This is a genomic window from Bradyrhizobium sp. RP6 (assembly GCF_003837805.1).
Lineage (GTDB): Bacteria > Pseudomonadota > Alphaproteobacteria > Rhizobiales > Xanthobacteraceae > Bradyrhizobium.
Map to the genome: position 1 here is coordinate 15,021 of NZ_RQIT01000009.1, position 14,126 is coordinate 29,146.

Consider the following 14,126-nt stretch of genomic DNA (forward strand, 5'->3'; position numbering starts at 1 on the left):
ACGGTTTCTTAGGGTTCCCTGCGTAGCGCTGGAGCGGGAGATTTTCCAATGCCGCCGCCAAAAAAGCGCGCAGCCCGCAAGCTGCTGTCGCAGCACGCCTGGATCACGCTCGACGGCGGCTTCGCCGCGCGGCATTGCCTGGTCCAGGACATTTCGGACTCGGGCGCGAAGATCACGATGGACGAGGACGCGAGTCAGCTTCCGGGCGTGATCCGGATGGCGTTCGCACGCGATGCGCGCACCGGGCGGAGCTGTCAGGTGGTCTGGCGCCGCGGCAAGTCGGCCGGCGTCAAGTTCATCTGATCGCGGACGCGGCGATGGCGCGCGGCACCTGTCCGGGTTAGAACGCCGCCATGCGCACGCCGCTCCTCCTGATCCTGATCGCGTTCGCGGCAACATCTGTGGCCGCCGCGGAGGCCGTTCGCCTGCCGCCCGCCGAGCGTCCGCAAGCGGGCAGGGAGACCGTCAGGGCACTGCCGCTGAAGGGCGCCGCCGGGAAGGCCAGTGCGGGCTCCTGCGCCTCGTACGGCCGGCGCTTCGTCATGGTCGAGGGCACCGGGACCTGCGTGAAGATCGGCGGCTCGATCGGCATCGACACCACCGTCAGGCGCTGAGACCCATGCCGGCGGATCTGGTGCGGCTCGACCTCATCGTTCCCGTGCTGATGTATTGCGCGCTGCTGTGGTGGGTCGGCCGCGGCCTGAGCTGGACGGCCCGGCTGGCGACCGTGGTGGTGACGCTGGTGTTGATCGTCTGCGTGCTGCTGGTCGAGCGCGGCTGGCGCTAGGGCCACGACAAACTGCGAGAACAACCCCATGCACAGTAGCCGTCAAGTGCTGCCGTCACGGCGGACGGTTGCGCCGGCGCGGCGATTCCTCGCGCGCTCACGCAGCTTGCACCCTACCGGCGGTCAGGACATCGGCGGTGCGACGAATTGCGCAAATCCGGTCCGTCTGCCGAGCTCGGCGAGCCAGCGGGTGAGGTGCGGCTGCGCGGGCCGGCTGATGCCTTCGACCCCGAGCCAGCGCCGCGCATAGGACCCGGTCGCGATGTCGGCCAGCGTGAACGCATCACCCTCGATGAAGCGGCGCGATGAGAGCAGGCGGTCGGCGATGGCCCAGACCTCGGCGGCGGCATCGGCATCGCGCTGCACCTGGATCATGTCGCGCTCGGCGGGCGCCGTGCGCACGATGCCCCAGAACACCGGGCGGTCGACCGGCTGCACCGTCGACAGCGTCCAGTCGAGCCAGCGTTCGACCGAGGCGCGCTGCTTCGGCGCCTCCGGGTAGATCGGCGTGCCGCGTCCATGCGCAAGGCAGAGATAGCGCATGATCGAATTGGACTCCCACAGCACGAAGTCGCCCTCGACCAGCGTCGGGATCCGCGCATTGGGGTTCATCGCGAGATAGTCGGCCTCGCGCGTCCTGCCGTAACTCATGCCGGCATCGATGCGCTCGTAAGCCAGGCCGAGCTCGGTGCAGCACCACAGCACCTTCTGCACGTTGACCGAATTGGCGCGGCCCCAGATCGTCAGCTTGGTATCAGGCATGAAGCGTCTCCCCGCATTGTCGCATGCTGCGGGTGATAGCGGAATTCGCCGCGTCGAGCGATGCGCGATTGCGGCGCGCCCTCATGCAAAAAGCTCCGCACGCGGCGGAGCTTTCGTTGCAAAGTTCAACCTGACGGTCAGCGGCCGAAGAACAACCACAACAGAATGATCACCGGGATCGGCACGCCAAGCATCCACAGCAACAGCCCTCTCGCCATCGCATCCTCCTCCAATTGCCTCACTGGAAGATGAACGCGGGCCGTGCTCGCTTGTTCCCGCGCGCAGACCTACCAATGACCGGTGTTCGGCATCGACGCCCACGGCTCCTGCGGCGGCTTCGGATCGCCCTTCTGCAACAGCTCGATCGAGTGCAGGTCCGGCGAGCGGACGAAGGCCATGTTGCCGTCGCGCGGCGGCCGGTTGATGGTGACGCCGGCCTTCATCAGCTTCTCGCAGGTGGCGTAGATGTCGTCGACCTCATAGGCGAGATGGCCGAAGAAGCGGTCCTCGCCGTACTTTTCTTCGTCCCAATTCCAGGTGAGCTCGACCAGCGGCGCGCCGCGCGTCGGCGGCTGCTTCTTCAGCGCCTCGAGATCGTCCGCCGAGCACAGGAACACCAGCGTGAAGCGCCCCTTGTCGTTCTCGATCCGGCGCACCTCCTTCAGCCCGAAAGCATCAACATAGAATTTCAGCGCGACATCGAGATTGCGCACGCGCAGCATGGTGTGGAGGTATCGCATGGTTGTTGCTCCCTGGAACGGACGGAGGGTTTTGTCTTGGGCCGGGACGGCGAGGTAGGAAATAGCAGGAAAAGGAGAGGAGGGGCAGGGGGCCGAGGCAAATGTGCGTGAAGGGTGCCGGTTCGGCTCGGACTGCATCACGTTCGAAGCAGCGCCGCCATCTCTTTCCAATGATAGGTTCGCACCTTCTCCGTTTGATGCCGCGCGGCTTTGGCGATGGCGTGCGCGATGTCGTTTCCGGCAAGTCCGCGATAGCGGTCGGCCGGGCCAACGAGTAGCGGATCGAGTACGCCCCATATTGCGATGATGAGGCGTTCACCCGGGCGGTCCTCGTCGCGCGCGCCGAGGATCATCGACGGGCGGAAAATATGCGTGTGCTCGAAGTCGACCGAGAGAATGTCCCGCTCCACCTCGCCCTTGGTCCTGAGATAGAACACGCCGGAGCCGGCGTGGGCGCCAACGGCCGTAACCAGAAACACCGATTGCGCGCCGTTCGCCTTCGCGATCTCGGCCGCCAACACCGGATAATCATGATCGATCTTGTAGTACTCGGCCTCGTCAGGGGTGTGCTTGCGCGTCGTCCCGAGTGCGATGAATATCTCGTCCGCAACCAGTTGCGGCTTGAGTGCGGGCAGGGAGGCGAGATCGCCGATCAGCACCGTGAGCTTCGGATCGCTCACCGCCAGCGGCTTGCGGGCCACCGCCACAACCCGCGAATAGTCGGGACTGTTCAACAGGCCGCGCAGCAAATGCGAGCCGATGAAGCCGGTCGCGCCGAAGACAAGTGCAGTTTTCATTCAAGCCACCGCTTTGCGTTGATTACCTGATCGCTTGTGAAAGTCAGGGGGAGTGGCGCCCGAGGTCGTGCAGGCTGCGCAATATCCGGATCGAGGTTTCCGTTACGGTACAGGCCGCGACATGGCGTGCCGACAGTGCACTCAACTGGCATTGTCTGCGGCCCGCCCGAATCCGGACAATACCTTTGGGAGCTAGTGCACTGTCACCGCAATCACAGCGGCTCTCAAAATTATCAATGGAGAGCTGTGCCATGTCCGACCATAAATTCCAGATCAGCTTTTGGGGCTATCAAGATCAGCGCTCCAGGTCTGGCCGGCATCAGTGCCGCGTCCTTGCCGTGTGTCTTTTGCTGTACCGATACTGAAAGCAAAAAATTTCGGGCTAGGGGCCTTCTGGACCGTCTCGTGCACCGATATGGATGACTGACGGCGGTAAAGATTCCCGCATAACGCATCGGAATTCGCCTGTCAGATCAATCACTAACTCACATAGCGAGCCACGGCGCTTTAAATACATGTGCGATGTTGCAGTCTAACTATCTGGAATCGCTCGATTACCACTTTATCTGTGCCAGCCTTTTTGCGCAGATTTGGCGGGATGTGCCTAAGTAGAAAAGTCCCCCTGAACGATTCGCTCTTCAAGTTTTTCAAATGGAGAGCTGCGTCATGTCGGACAAACTTCTGGTCAATCTATGGGGCGCGAGCATCAGCGCTGACGGCGTCTGGGCGATCGGGGCTGCTGTTCTGATCGTGGTGGTCATCGCCGTAGCGAGGCGAACTTGATTAGGAGATGAGCCACGGCACCCCCCATGAAAAGCAGGCGAGGCTTTTCCACCCGCCATCCACCGTTTCGTGTTTTGGGTGGAGGGCTGAGCGGCAACTTGCAGAAGACTCTTGCCAACGCTGCAAATCAGGGCGCAATAGATTATCCCCCAGAAAGAAAATGATTCGGGTCTCACGATCTCAATGGAGACCTGTGTCATGTCCGATCATCAGCTACGCTTCAAAGGCCCTTTCTTCGAATTTGATGCGAAGGGCTGGATGGCGATCCTCGCTGCCATCGTCATTGTTTCACTTGTCCTATGGCTGGCACGGTAGCTCCACGGGCTTGGCTTACGGTGACAGTGCACTAAAGTCCCGCAGTGCGGGGTGCACACTGCCGATTTAGTGCACTGTCACCGAAAGATACATTTGTCGGCCGGAAGACCCAGGAGCCGTTTCCCAAAGACGATGACTGACCATCATTCCTCGCCGCGGGCCTGCTGGAGTGCCAGCTGTCGCGCGCGGTCGGAAATAACTTGTCTGTCGGGCAGAGTACTGATGTGCTTTCGGATAAAGCGGACCGCGCTGTCGTCGAGGGCCCATACGTATTGGCGGGCCTGAGACACAACCTGCTTGTTAATCTGCAAGACCATCTCTGTGTGATCGCCCCGGGCCAGTGCCTGCAAAGCGGAGGGGTTCTCAGCGGCCGTAAAGGCGATATGGGGCGAGATGGGCAGAACGACCGCCACAGAAGTGTTCTGGAAATGCATGGGAAGGCACTGCGGCCGGTCGGAGGTTAGCAGGGCATGACGCGATCTCCATAGGTGCAGCCGCCCCCATGTCATCCGTGCCAGCCGGTTCGCGATGCCTTCAAGGTTCATCAATTGTTGGAGAAAGTTCGAAGCGGCAACAGCGCCAGCATTTGGGTCAGTCTGCGTGTCGAATTCCTCAAGGGTGGGCGGGAAATCGGGCGGCCTAAGTTCGTCATAGTTTTCACGAAGCCTTTGAACGCTCTCCCTATAAAGCGTGAGTACCTGGCCTGTGATTTCTGCGACCGCCTCAGGATTCCGGAACAGCAACGAGAGCAAGAACCTGATCCAGGCATCCCGATCCGTTACTGGCACGTCTATATTCCCGCCAATGAAGCTTCGCATGGCCTTGGCGGCACCAGAGTCGACCATGTGCATGAACACGCGTTCAAAGTGCTGGGTAAACTCCGGCGCGACACCCTCGACCTTGTACAAATCCTTCTTCCAGCCGGTGCCGTCGGGAGATTTCGAGTGCACGACGATCTTCCCCCGGATCTTCCGCATCTCGCATAGAAAGCCGTTCGTCGCCCACTGCCGCAGATAAAACGCCGGGATATAGTGATGTCTGCTCGGATCACTCATGGTCAACATAAAGCCCCTGAGGGGCTTCATTAGGCGCCGAGGGGCGGGGACGAGGCGCCGAACCTCGGTATAGTCACAAACCTTCACCTTCCAAGCAATCCACCCTGACGTAGCAATTACGGTGACAGTGCACTTAATTGATGCCGGGGTTCACGGCCCTGATGCAGCAAGGCTCGTCTCGCTCGCGTCGTCATCCCCGATCACCCCCACCATGTCACCCAGCGCGGCAATGGCCGGGGGCGCACGTTCTTCGAGGACGGCGATTATGCGCTGTATCGCGACCTGCTTGCGGCGAATTGCAGGGACGCTGGGGTCGATGTGTGGGCCTGGTGCCTGATGCCGAACCACGTGCACCTGATCCTGGTGCCGTCCGATCCCGACGGACTGCGGCGTGCGCTCTCGCGCGTGCACCGCAGCTACGCCGGGATCATCCATGCGCGCCGTAAACGTACCGGTCATTTCTGGCAGGGCCGGTTCGGCGCTGTTGCCATGGACGAAGAACATCTCGCGGCGGCGCTGCGCTACGTGTCGCTCAATCCGGTGCGGGCGCGCCTGGTGCCGCGGGCACAGGACTGGCGCAGGTCGAGCACGCGCGCACATTTGCGCGGCAGGGAGGACGGCGTGACCGCGCTGGCGCCGATCCGCGATCGTTTTCCAGAGTTCGCCGATCTGCTGGCGAGCGAACCGGAAGACGATCGGTTCGATGCCCTGCGTTCAGCCGAGAGCATCGGCCGGCCGCTCGGAGACAGCCGCTTTCTCGCTCGGCTCGAACGTCAGACCGGGCGCGTCCTCAAGCCCGCCAAGCGCGGGCCGAAGCCGTCGGTGGAGTCGGGGGGTATTTAGTGCACTCAACTCAAACGGCAGTTGGGCGAGTTGAGCGTACGTTACCGAAATTCCAAGAAGGAGGTACTCTGACGCGTAAATTAGTGAGAAGTGCTGACCTATAAAATAGTTCATGGCCCCTTGATCTTGTATTTGGACCGCCCACATACCTCAAAATAAGCCAAATTTCGGCGGATGGGGCAATTATGGCTACCTATCGCACGGACGAGCAGATGGAAGAGATTGGCCGCGCATTTCTGCGCGGTCTGGGTCTTGAAAATCAGGTGGCGCCCGACGCGATGACGATCATCAACAAAATCAAGCGCAAAAACGACAAGTTCAATTACCGTCGCGTCCCTGACAACCAGATGCGGGACGCCGAAGCGCGTTGGAATTCAGATCTTCGAGAAATCTCGATGCGCGAGAGCGTATTCACGGGGATGCAGCACGGCGATGCACATCCCCGATTTGTTGTCTTCCACGAGCTGTCCCACTACGCACTTGGCCATAAGGGGACGCGCAATCGTGGCACCGAGAGGGTGAGAGACTATTCGGTTGGCGACATCAAGCACGAGGAAACCGAAGCTTCTCGCCTGGCAGTTATATTGATGGCGCCAGAGCATCTCGTCCCCGAGAACGCAACAGCGGAAGAAATCTCAGAAAAGTTCGGAATGAGCCTGACTGCAGCGATTCTTCGTAAGGAGGAGATCGATCGCATCCGCCGCCGCCGTCGTGGCGAGCTTCGGCCGTTGCCGGAATCCATCAAAGAGTTTCTTCGCGACGCTCGCGCTCAGGGTATCGAGATTCGAACAAAGCTCGACGACTGAAGTCTTTCAGGCGGCGTCCTCCTAGCGGGGCTGCGGGCAGTTACGCATTACGCTGACACTTAACTGACGCTGCCCGCTAAGCATGGACCGAAGCAGCGGGGTGAGCAGCACGCGCTGTAATTCATGGAGCCCCGACGGCTTGCTGCACCCTCAATCTTCGGGAAGCTCAGCGGGCCACTTCTGGGCGCCGTGCAGGATGCGCAATATCCGAATCGAGCTTTCCGGTGCGGTGTAGGCCGCGACATAGGGGTGCCCACAATGACGAGCTCGCGTGTGCCTGCCACACGCCCAGTGCGCCCACTCTCAGGAAACTCGACAAGTCGATGCGCAGCGGCAGCGATCCGCTCGTCGAGCGCTATGCTGCCCGAGGATTTTCAGCGACGATGTGGGTGAAGATGCCGTCGCGGTCCGACAGCGCGAAGGCGGACCAGACGAGCTTCACGACTCTAGTTCGTCCGCCCTGCGCCGGACCGCCGCGCGCCGCTCTGCGAAATGCGCTTCAGCCTGTTCGTCGGAGACATCAGGCCGGGCATCGTTCAACGCCTCCAGAACCTTCGCGCGGAACCAAGCATCATGAGCCTTGCTGTTCGTGAGGAGTTCGAGCGGTAGCGCGCCTTCATTGGCGGTCCGGGTCAGCAGGATGCGTACCGCGTCCGATACCGTCAGCCCCATCTCCTCAAGTACGGCGGAGGCGCGATCACGGACATCGGCGTCGATGCGGGTCTGGACAAGGGCATTTGCGGCCATGTTCGCCTCCTCGGATGCGATGTGATAATGTAATTCAATTGAATGACGTCTGCAAGGGCGGCCGGTGACCACGGCGCCATTCGGTACGGATCCCGACCCCGATTACGCAATTCTGGAGAAGCCGAGCCGCCGAAACCGCTGCCAAGGGCCTCTCTGCAGAAGAGTATCGTCGTAGATCTTACGCGCCCATCGAAAGGGATAAGCGGAATTGGCCATCCAATGCGTCGCGAAGGAAAGGGCGGTTGGCCATCTCGGTCATCCTCGGCATACACGCGCCAATCCTTCACGCCGCCTTCTCGCCACCCTTCGCGACGATCTCGACTTCGAAATAGCCCATGTCGCGGAGCTCGGCGGCCTTCTTCTCGGCCGCTTCCCTGGTGTCCCGTTTCAAAATGATCCGGCCCGCACCGTCGCGGGCACAAACGAAATAAGGCATTTTGGATCCCAATTTCGTTTGCATACACACGGCATCGGATTCCCGCAATTCTACGGGTCACTTCTCCAGCCCGGCCTTTTGCCGCATCCTGTCGATCAGCTCCGAGGCCTCGGCCTTGGTCAACTCTTCCGCGGGCAGGTCCTGATGCGCCTGCTCGGCGAGGGTCTTGAGGTAGGATTCCTGGGCTCCCGTCATCGGGTCGTCGCCGGAAACCCAGTCCTTCGGTTCCTTCCGGGTGTTGTCGGCCATCGCAAATCTCCTTTTCCGTCCAACGTCGGACTCGACTCTTCGTTCCTTTTTTGTTCTCCTTGGCCATATTCAAAATCGCGAGGCTGGACATGCCGGACCTGGACTTTGTCAGGCGGGAGATCGAACGGATGCGCATCCAAATCGGCAAGCAGAGGAAGGAGATCCTGCAGCTGCAGCGGGCGGGCGTCGGCACCGCCTCGGCCGAAGCGCTGCTGTCTCGGATGGAGGCGAAGGTTGAAAGTCTCTGTGCCCAGCGTGACGCGCTGAGGCGCGCAGAGCCGCATCACAACAAGGGCAGGGTGCTCGGCGGGAGGACATGGTGAGCAGGCGCTGGTTCGACGACGAGAGAGAGCTGTCGCCCTTCCTGACCGCGCTCGAGGACGTTCGCCGAAAGGCGACGCGGGAAGGGTGGTGCTATGCGCACGTCCAGGCCATCATCGTGGCCATCGACCAGTACGCGGAGGCTGCGACGGGCAACCGCGAATATTTCCTGAACAAGCCGGTTTCAATCGGCGACAACCGCAAGGCCGCGGATATTCCGTGAGGGGCTGTGCGCCCGTGTCGTTGCTCGTGCATCGGATCGGGGCACGTCGCTGGTGTCAACACGCGTGGTCGAGAAGCGACGTGTCCGTCAATTCGTACGGTTCGAAATTGAAGTGACGGCGCTCCCAATTGCAGCTGTGCGCCAAACGCGGCCGCCAGCCGGAAAGATGGCGATGGCTGCCGGCGCGCAGGCCTGCCGTCATTGCACCGTCTCCTGCGCTCTCGTTGGGAAAGGCAAAGGCGAAGACGTGCGCGCTCGTCGTTGCGCCGATCAGCGTGATGAGACCGAGGAGGAGGGCGCTGACCTGGTCCGACCGGGCGAAGCAACCTTCCTCGGTGGAGAAGTCCGTCGCGTTTTACCGGACTTCGGACGCGCTTCGGGGGTGATCCCGTTCTGCTCGTCGAATTGCTTCAGCCAGGCCTGGATGTATCTGGGATCATCGGGACAAAGCCGTTCCAGCAAACGAAGGTTCTTCGCTCTGAATTCCACAAGGGTTTTCGGCATAACTCCTCCTCAAAAGCCTGCCCGCCGAAAAGGTGCTTCGGGAGGGCAGCCGGGTCAACGGCAAAAGAGGCTTGAAATTCCGGACGAGCCGATGCAGCGCGCAAAAGCGAAAACCCCGCCTGGGGGAAGCGGGGTTCTCTGTCGGGGGTGAAGCTTAGGGACGCTTCAACTGTAAGACGCGCGAGCCGGTCGAAAGTTCAAAAGAAAATCTACGGCGCCGGACTTGCCGAGGATGGCCGAGGGTGAACCTCGGCGAGATCGGCCGTGACCAACTGGCATGCTTCAGGGCCAGCTCAGCGCGATCGTGGAAACGCTCCTCAGCGTCGTACGGGACGCGATCATCAAATTCTTCCGCGTGGAGAATGCGGTCGAATTCGCCACCGCCATTGTCGGTCTCTCCTGCATCGTGATCGGCTCGGCGGCCATTCTGCTGGATCACTGAAGCGGAAACGTCGGAAAATGTTCTCTGCTCGCGGCTCGGCCGAACGCAGAGGTGAACCGATGCGCATGGCGCCGGGCGATGACAGATCCCTCCGTTCAGTTGAAAGGCAGCTGTCGGGAGCGGGATGAGTTCTGATTCAAGGGATGTGCGCAAAGAGTTTGATTCACCCGTCGGGGAGAGGTGAACACGCGCCGCTCTGTTGCGGAGCGGCGCGGCCGAACAGCAAGCCTCGCAGGTAACTGTGTTACTTCATGTTGCTGCGCGTTCTGGTGCCGCCCTGGTCGCTGCCCGGGCCCGAACCGCCCTGACCGGATGCGTCCGGCCTCACCATTCCGCCCTTGCTCATGCCGTCATTGCTCATCCCGGTCGTGCCGTGTTTCATCGAGCCCTTGTCCGTGCTGTTCATGCCGGGCTTCTGCATGCTGTTGGACTGCGGGGCCGGGCCAGTCTGGTTCTGCGCAAAGGCGGAACCGCACATGAGACCGAGGGCGGCGGCGGCGATCATGATCGTCTTCATCGCAAACTCCTGGTTGGTTGCCTGCAGCCAACGGGAGTGCGGAATTCATGTTCCTAAGAACTGGATGGAAAAGAAATCCTGCGACGTGGGAGCGCCGCGGCCCGCGCTTCGTTCGAGCAAACGCGGGTTCTTGCATGCGGCAAGCTGCGTCGCGGCAGGCACATTCGCATCGGCGACTAAAGCGCGATGCGATGAGGATGAATCGTCATCGCGCTTTAGGTCGTTGTTCAAGCATGATCTTTTCGGAAAACCGCTGCGCACTTTTCCGGATCATGCTTTAGGCTGCGATCCGTTGATCGACAGGTGTCGTCAGGAACTTGAGCGCTTCTGCATGTGCGAGGTCGGGAACCGCGATCGCCGTGTGGCTGTACATCGCATGTGTCCGCGACTTTGCGATCCCGTCTAGGATCTCGCGGCCCTTGATGACGTGGAGGCCCATGCCCTCTTCAGTGGGGAAGATCGCCAGCACCACGTCGTAAGCGGCGATGACGGCCCTGAGCGCTTCGGCCTTGTCTTCGGCGACGTCGACGAAAATACGAACATCAGCCGCGAGTTCACGCAGCTCGTTAAAATCCAGCACTGTGGGGATACTCCAACGCAACGAACCGGATGGGAGCTTGGCCGCGTTAGGTTACTGAAGCGTCAACAATGCGGGCCGAGCCACAGGTTTCACGTGGAGGTGACATGGCGGTCGCGATCAACAGGAGCCACAACAGCGAAAACCCTGCCCTGAGGAGGCGGGGCGCTCTGGTGGGTGAGGCTTGGGAATCTCAATCATAGGACGCGTCGGCCGCCGAATGGTTCAAAAGAAGGGTGGGTATCGTTCACAGGAGTCAGGGAGCGCCTGAGAACCCATGCTTGCGTTTTCGGCCTCGATGGGTTCTAAGCCCGATGACTTCTGGCATGAACCAGCAGCGCGCCCCCGCGGTCCGGCCGCGTCCTCTCCGGGAATTGCTCGCGCCCCCTATTCAAAGGAATTCAGACATGGCGAAGATGACGAAGACCCAATTGATCGATGCAATTGCCGAGGGCACGCAGCTTTCGAAGAACGATGTGAAGTCGGTGATCGAGTACATGGCGACGGTCGGCTACAAGGAGCTCAACGAGTCCGGCGAGTTCGTCATTCCCGGCTTCGTGAAGATGTCGGTCGTGAACAAGCCGGCGACCGAAGCCCGCATGGGCGTCAATCCCTTCACCAAGGAGCCGATGCAGTTTGCGGCAAAGCCCGCAAGCAAATCGGTCAAGGCCTCGCCGCTGAAGGTCGCCAAGGATGCCGTCTGAGGCGCCGGAGATGTCGTTGCGGCGGGTCCTTTCGTAAGGCGATTTCGTTCCCGCAGAACTCGCAGATCATCGGCGCCTCGACGACGAAGCTCGCGATGCTGGCTTCCGAGGCCCGCGCGGCTGGGCGCGCCGTCGCCGGCCCGCTGAATTTCGGCCGGTCGATGCGCAGGAGCGAGGCATCGTTTCGATAGCGTGCAATCCGCGCGCCTCGCCAAGTCACCAGCTTCGAAAGAAAAACCCCGCGCTTTCGCGCGGGGCTCTCTTGGCTGACGGCGTTGGGATTTCAGCGCCTGGCCGCCAACCGTGTCCCAAACTTAAAGTTGAAAATCTAAAAAGCAACAGCGCCGCGGTGACGGAATATGTTCGTCAGGCGGCGCTGCCGTGTGACTGGGCGCTGAAATCCCCAGCTTTCGTGAGTCTTTGCCGCTCCGAAAAGGTTCAATGCGACAGCCTGGAAATTTTTCCCGAGGGCTGGACTTTTTGTTCTCATTTTGTTCTAGTGCGGGCCGCCTTGGAAGACTTTTAGAGGTGACTCATGACTGTCGAAAAACAGCGCGAAGTGATCAGGCTCTGGAACGAGCTCAGAAAGCTCGAGGGACCTGCCGCAGAAGAGCTCCGCATACAGATCCTCGAATGCTTCTCGAGAGAGAAGGCCAAGCGGGCGGCTTGATCAGTATCGGCGACACGCGGCAACCTGCGAGCGCGATCGCGTTCTGCCCCCTCGCGTTCGATCGGTCGCCGATGAGTTTGCCGGCAAAGCCTCCCGCGGCCGAATGTGTAAGGGCGCGCTCTTTCACCGATCGTTAGCGATCGCTCCGCACTGATTTTCGGGATTCCGATTCGTTCTTCGAGAACGAAATGGAGTCGGATGCAGAACGGGTTGCGCCCGGCGGGCGGCAATGGCGACCGTGCGTATCACAACGAGGAGGCATGATGCTTGGTACAGTCCCGCCCGGTCTCTCCAGAACCAGTGAAGCGGGCTGGTTGATCGCGTCGCAAAAGTGTTTGTTAAGAACTTCGCCGTGCGGAATTCTGCGATTCCGATTCGTTTCTTCGAGAACGAAATAGAGTCGAAGCCGGAACAAACTCGGTCGGCCCTTCGCCAGCGGCAGAGGCGCCTTCCCTGAGGCCCCTAACGATAGCTTGCGCGGATGCCGATAACGCTATTCGGTTAGGTTAAAAGCCCAATCGCGTTGCGCTTGCGGCGGGGTGGGGTAGGTGTCTGGCAAGAAGCAAGAAGCGACTTTGCCAAGAAGCGATTTTGTCATGACACCTTTTTCAGAGCCCTCCTTTTATCAAGGCGATCGGCAGACCCGCCGGCGCGTCGCCGTCGTCGGTACGCTGTTCTGTCTCGCTTTCGTGGTGATCAGCTTCTCGCTGCGGCCGCAGGCCGAGGACACGCGCGTGGCGGTCAAGGCCGACCGGCTGGTCCGCACGGCGGGCCAAGCCTCGCACGCCAATTAGCGTTCGTCGCCGCAGATGCGATCGTCGGCCGGCGCCTGCGGGCAGGCGGCGCCGCGCGAGGCGAGCGCCACGAAGCCGGCATAGCCGGACAGGTTGAGCAGGACTTCGAGCCACGCGGGCATGTCGGGCCTCTTTCTCCTTCCGCTCAGCGTGAGGAAGAACTCAACGTCCGCGCGCAATCCTCGTTCCCTGCTCCCGAAAAGAAACTCAAACCCCTGAGGTGGGGTCGAGCCGGCGGCCGAGGGCCGCGACGGATTCGCTCGACGGCCGCTCCTTCAGGAACTCGGCGATCGCCCGGGCCAGTTCGCCGTCGGTCATCGGCGTCGGCGGCGGGCGCAGCGTGCCGACACCGAAGCTGCGGACGATTTCGTCGTAATGCTGATCGTCGGATCTGGGAACCAATTTGCGGATGCGGGCCAGCAAAGCGGATAATGGCAAATCTTCCTCCTCGATCGTCCGCCCCGTTGGCAGCAATTGTGGTCTGCTGCCATTGGCTCCCGCTAAACTGAAAAACCCCGCCAGCATCGCGGAGATGCTGACGGGGTCTTCGTGCTGTTGCCTCAACCCGGATGGCGAGGCTCCCGCACTTGGGAGATCAATCGGCTCCCGGCGATTTCGTTCCCGCTGCATCGACACTTTTTGATCGCGCCGGAGTTCCGCGGATCGCGCAACCATCGCAGGCGGCCGCGGTTATCTTCCATGACGCCAAGCGGTTATCTTTCAAGACGCGAAGGAGAAGAGCATGAAGAAGACATTGGCAGTTCTGGCCACCGTCGCGGCCGTCGGCGTGACCGCCATCGCGGCGCCCGCGCCGGCCGAGGCGCGCGGTCGCGGCATCGGCCCGGGCCTTGCGTTCGGCCTTGCCGCCGGCGCCATCACCGCGGGTGCGGTCGCAGCCTCGCGGCCGTATGATTATTACGGACCCGGCTACGGCTATTATGGCGGCCCGAGCTATTATTACGGACCGGGTCCTTACGCCTATTACGGCGGCGGGCCCTACTACCGCCATCACCACTGGCGCCATTGGTAGTCGCCAATAGCGAAAAGCCCGGAG

The 14,126-nt window shown here is 61.3% G+C and carries 24 protein-coding genes and 1 pseudogene; 12 read left to right on the forward strand and 13 right to left on the reverse strand.

Translation table 11 applies throughout. The annotated features are described in order from the left end of the window. Positions 1-48: 48 nt before the first annotated feature. Genes EHH60_RS18200 through EHH60_RS18210 form a run of 3 tightly spaced genes read left to right on the forward strand, consistent with a single transcriptional unit; the run spans position 49 to position 787 of the window. Entirely contained in the window at positions 49-303 is a 255-nt protein-coding gene (locus EHH60_RS18200) for a PilZ domain-containing protein (RefSeq protein WP_124160837.1), read from the forward strand. A 50-nt stretch (positions 304-353) separates the two neighbouring features. Beyond that, positions 354-614, forward strand: a complete 261-nt coding sequence (locus EHH60_RS18205) for a hypothetical protein (protein WP_124160838.1) — start codon at positions 354-356, stop codon at positions 612-614. Positions 615-619: 5 nt separating this feature from the next. Continuing rightward, positions 620-787 carry a hypothetical protein gene (locus tag EHH60_RS18210; RefSeq protein ID WP_124160839.1) on the forward strand — a complete coding sequence of 56 codons (168 nt, stop codon included), beginning with the start codon at positions 620-622 and terminating at the stop codon, positions 785-787. A 123-nt stretch (positions 788-910) separates the two neighbouring features. Here the strand turns inward: EHH60_RS18210 and EHH60_RS18215 are convergent, their stop codons facing one another. The 4 genes from EHH60_RS18215 to EHH60_RS18230 form a co-directional block, all read right to left on the reverse strand. Next, positions 911-1,549 (reverse strand): glutathione S-transferase family protein, encoded by a 639-nt coding sequence (locus tag EHH60_RS18215; RefSeq protein WP_124160840.1) that lies wholly within the window; start codon positions 1,547-1,549, stop codon positions 911-913. 287 nt (positions 1,550-1,836) lie between these two features. Continuing rightward, positions 1,837-2,289 carry a VOC family protein gene (locus EHH60_RS18220; protein ID WP_025036157.1) on the reverse strand — a complete coding sequence of 151 codons (453 nt, stop codon included), beginning with the start codon at positions 2,287-2,289 and terminating at the stop codon, positions 1,837-1,839. A gap of 137 nt (positions 2,290-2,426) precedes the next feature. Next, the gene (locus EHH60_RS18225) at positions 2,427-3,086 is read right to left on the reverse strand and encodes an oxidoreductase (RefSeq protein ID WP_124160841.1); all 660 of its coding nucleotides are present in this window, start codon (positions 3,084-3,086) and stop codon (positions 2,427-2,429) included. A gap of 1,241 nt (positions 3,087-4,327) precedes the next feature. Next, a complete protein-coding gene (locus EHH60_RS18230; protein ID WP_158626742.1) occupies positions 4,328-5,239 on the reverse strand; it encodes a DUF4238 domain-containing protein in 912 nt (303 codons plus the stop codon). Positions 5,240-5,431: 192 nt separating this feature from the next. Between EHH60_RS18230 and EHH60_RS18235 the strand changes: the two genes are divergently transcribed. Then, on the forward strand, positions 5,432-6,082 hold the full coding sequence (locus EHH60_RS18235; RefSeq protein WP_124160843.1) for a transposase: 651 nt from the start codon (positions 5,432-5,434) through the stop codon (positions 6,080-6,082). A gap of 185 nt (positions 6,083-6,267) precedes the next feature. Continuing rightward, positions 6,268-6,888: an ImmA/IrrE family metallo-endopeptidase gene (locus EHH60_RS18240; protein ID WP_124160844.1), complete on the forward strand. Its 621-nt coding sequence runs from the start codon at positions 6,268-6,270 to the stop codon at positions 6,886-6,888. A gap of 150 nt (positions 6,889-7,038) precedes the next feature. Here the strand turns inward: EHH60_RS18240 and EHH60_RS38085 are convergent. From EHH60_RS38085 to EHH60_RS18255, 4 genes and pseudogenes are all read right to left on the reverse strand, one after another. After that, positions 7,039-7,330, reverse strand: a pseudogene (locus tag EHH60_RS38085) (type II toxin-antitoxin system RelE/ParE family toxin). Beyond that, positions 7,327-7,635 carry a type II toxin-antitoxin system RelB/DinJ family antitoxin gene (locus EHH60_RS18250; protein ID WP_124160845.1) on the reverse strand — a complete coding sequence of 103 codons (309 nt, stop codon included), beginning with the start codon at positions 7,633-7,635 and terminating at the stop codon, positions 7,327-7,329. The pseudogene EHH60_RS38085 and the gene EHH60_RS18250 overlap by 4 nt, the downstream one beginning before the upstream one ends. Before the next feature lie 283 nt (positions 7,636-7,918). Beyond that, positions 7,919-8,071 carry a hypothetical protein gene (locus tag EHH60_RS37135; RefSeq protein ID WP_158626743.1) on the reverse strand — a complete coding sequence of 51 codons (153 nt, stop codon included), beginning with the start codon at positions 8,069-8,071 and terminating at the stop codon, positions 7,919-7,921. Between the two features lie 57 nt (positions 8,072-8,128). Then, positions 8,129-8,320, reverse strand: coding sequence for a DUF3072 domain-containing protein (locus EHH60_RS18255; protein WP_124160846.1), 192 nt, complete (start codon positions 8,318-8,320; stop codon positions 8,129-8,131). 89 nt (positions 8,321-8,409) lie between these two features. Here EHH60_RS18255 and EHH60_RS18260 point away from each other — a divergent pair, with 89 nt between their 5' ends. Together EHH60_RS18260 and EHH60_RS18265 are read left to right on the forward strand one after the other, a co-directional pair. After that, a complete protein-coding gene (locus tag EHH60_RS18260) occupies positions 8,410-8,643 on the forward strand; it encodes a hypothetical protein (RefSeq protein WP_124160847.1) in 234 nt (77 codons plus the stop codon). Then, positions 8,637-8,864 carry a hypothetical protein gene (locus EHH60_RS18265; protein WP_124160848.1) on the forward strand — a complete coding sequence of 76 codons (228 nt, stop codon included), beginning with the start codon at positions 8,637-8,639 and terminating at the stop codon, positions 8,862-8,864. Before EHH60_RS18260 ends, EHH60_RS18265 begins: the two co-directional genes overlap by 7 nt. Before the next feature lie 55 nt (positions 8,865-8,919). Here EHH60_RS18265 and EHH60_RS37140 read toward each other — a convergent pair whose 3' ends face one another. Further along, positions 8,920-9,066 (reverse strand): hypothetical protein, encoded by a 147-nt coding sequence (locus tag EHH60_RS37140; RefSeq protein WP_158626744.1) that lies wholly within the window; start codon positions 9,064-9,066, stop codon positions 8,920-8,922. 579 nt (positions 9,067-9,645) lie between these two features. Here EHH60_RS37140 and EHH60_RS37145 point away from each other — a divergent pair. Then, complete coding sequence (locus EHH60_RS37145; protein WP_158626745.1) at positions 9,646-9,810, forward strand: hypothetical protein; 165 nt, start codon at positions 9,646-9,648, stop codon at positions 9,808-9,810. 244 nt (positions 9,811-10,054) lie between these two features. On the opposite strand, the gene EHH60_RS18270 is transcribed toward EHH60_RS37145, so the two are convergent. Together EHH60_RS18270 and EHH60_RS18275 are read right to left on the reverse strand one after the other, a co-directional pair. After that, entirely contained in the window at positions 10,055-10,327 is a 273-nt protein-coding gene (locus EHH60_RS18270) for a hypothetical protein (RefSeq protein ID WP_124160849.1), read from the reverse strand. 277 nt (positions 10,328-10,604) lie between these two features. Next, positions 10,605-10,907, reverse strand: a complete 303-nt coding sequence (locus EHH60_RS18275; RefSeq protein WP_124160850.1) for a hypothetical protein — start codon at positions 10,905-10,907, stop codon at positions 10,605-10,607. A 404-nt stretch (positions 10,908-11,311) separates the two neighbouring features. On the opposite strand from EHH60_RS18275, the gene EHH60_RS18280 reads away from it, so the two are divergent. The 3 genes from EHH60_RS18280 to EHH60_RS18290 all read left to right on the forward strand — a co-directional run bounded on the left by EHH60_RS18280 (position 11,312) and on the right by EHH60_RS18290 (position 13,072). After that, complete coding sequence (locus EHH60_RS18280; protein WP_018323108.1) at positions 11,312-11,608, forward strand: HU family DNA-binding protein; 297 nt, start codon at positions 11,312-11,314, stop codon at positions 11,606-11,608. A 262-nt stretch (positions 11,609-11,870) separates the two neighbouring features. After that, the gene (locus tag EHH60_RS18285) at positions 11,871-12,134 is read left to right on the forward strand and encodes a hypothetical protein (protein WP_124160851.1); all 264 of its coding nucleotides are present in this window, start codon (positions 11,871-11,873) and stop codon (positions 12,132-12,134) included. 740 nt (positions 12,135-12,874) lie between these two features. Further along, entirely contained in the window at positions 12,875-13,072 is a 198-nt protein-coding gene (locus EHH60_RS18290; protein WP_124160852.1) for a hypothetical protein, read from the forward strand. Here the strand turns inward: EHH60_RS18290 and EHH60_RS38570 are convergent. Beyond that, on the reverse strand, positions 13,069-13,194 hold the full coding sequence (locus EHH60_RS38570) for a hypothetical protein (RefSeq protein ID WP_124160853.1): 126 nt from the start codon (positions 13,192-13,194) through the stop codon (positions 13,069-13,071). The genes EHH60_RS18290 and EHH60_RS38570 overlap by 4 nt on opposite strands. Before the next feature lie 85 nt (positions 13,195-13,279). Next, on the reverse strand, positions 13,280-13,597 hold the full coding sequence (locus EHH60_RS18300; protein WP_245454517.1) for a hypothetical protein: 318 nt from the start codon (positions 13,595-13,597) through the stop codon (positions 13,280-13,282). Positions 13,598-13,814: 217 nt separating this feature from the next. Here EHH60_RS18300 and EHH60_RS18305 point away from each other — a divergent pair, with 217 nt between their 5' ends. Beyond that, positions 13,815-14,102, forward strand: a complete 288-nt coding sequence (locus EHH60_RS18305; RefSeq protein WP_124160854.1) for a hypothetical protein — start codon at positions 13,815-13,817, stop codon at positions 14,100-14,102. Positions 14,103-14,126: the final 24 nt, after the last annotated feature.

Excerpts from the sequence above, each read along its gene's own strand:
- EHH60_RS18300 (WP_245454517.1), bottom strand. The coding sequence starts at position 13,597 with ATGCTGGCGGGGTTTTTCAGTTTAGCGGGAGCCAATGGCAGCAGACCA.
- EHH60_RS37145 (WP_158626745.1), top strand. The coding sequence starts at position 9,646 with ATGCTTCAGGGCCAGCTCAGCGCGATCGTGGAAACGCTCCTCAGCGTC.
- EHH60_RS18255 (WP_124160846.1), bottom strand. The coding sequence starts at position 8,320 with ATGGCCGACAACACCCGGAAGGAACCGAAGGACTGGGTTTCCGGCGAC.
- EHH60_RS37135 (WP_158626743.1), bottom strand. The coding sequence starts at position 8,071 with ATGCCTTATTTCGTTTGTGCCCGCGACGGTGCGGGCCGGATCATTTTG.
- EHH60_RS18230 (WP_158626742.1), bottom strand. The coding sequence starts at position 5,239 with ATGAGTGATCCGAGCAGACATCACTATATCCCGGCGTTTTATCTGCGG.
- EHH60_RS18260 (WP_124160847.1), top strand. The coding sequence starts at position 8,410 with ATGCCGGACCTGGACTTTGTCAGGCGGGAGATCGAACGGATGCGCATC.
- EHH60_RS18250 (WP_124160845.1), bottom strand. The coding sequence starts at position 7,635 with ATGGCCGCAAATGCCCTTGTCCAGACCCGCATCGACGCCGATGTCCGT.
- EHH60_RS37140 (WP_158626744.1), bottom strand. The coding sequence starts at position 9,066 with ATGACGGCAGGCCTGCGCGCCGGCAGCCATCGCCATCTTTCCGGCTGG.
- EHH60_RS18265 (WP_124160848.1), top strand. The coding sequence starts at position 8,637 with ATGGTGAGCAGGCGCTGGTTCGACGACGAGAGAGAGCTGTCGCCCTTC.
- EHH60_RS18240 (WP_124160844.1), top strand. The coding sequence starts at position 6,268 with ATGGCTACCTATCGCACGGACGAGCAGATGGAAGAGATTGGCCGCGCA.
- EHH60_RS18290 (WP_124160852.1), top strand. The coding sequence starts at position 12,875 with ATGACACCTTTTTCAGAGCCCTCCTTTTATCAAGGCGATCGGCAGACC.
- EHH60_RS18215 (WP_124160840.1), bottom strand. The coding sequence starts at position 1,549 with ATGCCTGATACCAAGCTGACGATCTGGGGCCGCGCCAATTCGGTCAAC.
- EHH60_RS18225 (WP_124160841.1), bottom strand. The coding sequence starts at position 3,086 with ATGAAAACTGCACTTGTCTTCGGCGCGACCGGCTTCATCGGCTCGCAT.
- EHH60_RS18280 (WP_018323108.1), top strand. The coding sequence starts at position 11,312 with ATGGCGAAGATGACGAAGACCCAATTGATCGATGCAATTGCCGAGGGC.
- EHH60_RS18305 (WP_124160854.1), top strand. The coding sequence starts at position 13,815 with ATGAAGAAGACATTGGCAGTTCTGGCCACCGTCGCGGCCGTCGGCGTG.
- EHH60_RS38570 (WP_124160853.1), bottom strand. The coding sequence starts at position 13,194 with ATGCCCGCGTGGCTCGAAGTCCTGCTCAACCTGTCCGGCTATGCCGGC.
- EHH60_RS18270 (WP_124160849.1), bottom strand. The coding sequence starts at position 10,327 with ATGAAGACGATCATGATCGCCGCCGCCGCCCTCGGTCTCATGTGCGGT.
- EHH60_RS18210 (WP_124160839.1), top strand. The coding sequence starts at position 620 with ATGCCGGCGGATCTGGTGCGGCTCGACCTCATCGTTCCCGTGCTGATG.
- EHH60_RS18205 (WP_124160838.1), top strand. The coding sequence starts at position 354 with ATGCGCACGCCGCTCCTCCTGATCCTGATCGCGTTCGCGGCAACATCT.
- EHH60_RS18220 (WP_025036157.1), bottom strand. The coding sequence starts at position 2,289 with ATGCGATACCTCCACACCATGCTGCGCGTGCGCAATCTCGATGTCGCG.
- EHH60_RS18200 (WP_124160837.1), top strand. The coding sequence starts at position 49 with ATGCCGCCGCCAAAAAAGCGCGCAGCCCGCAAGCTGCTGTCGCAGCAC.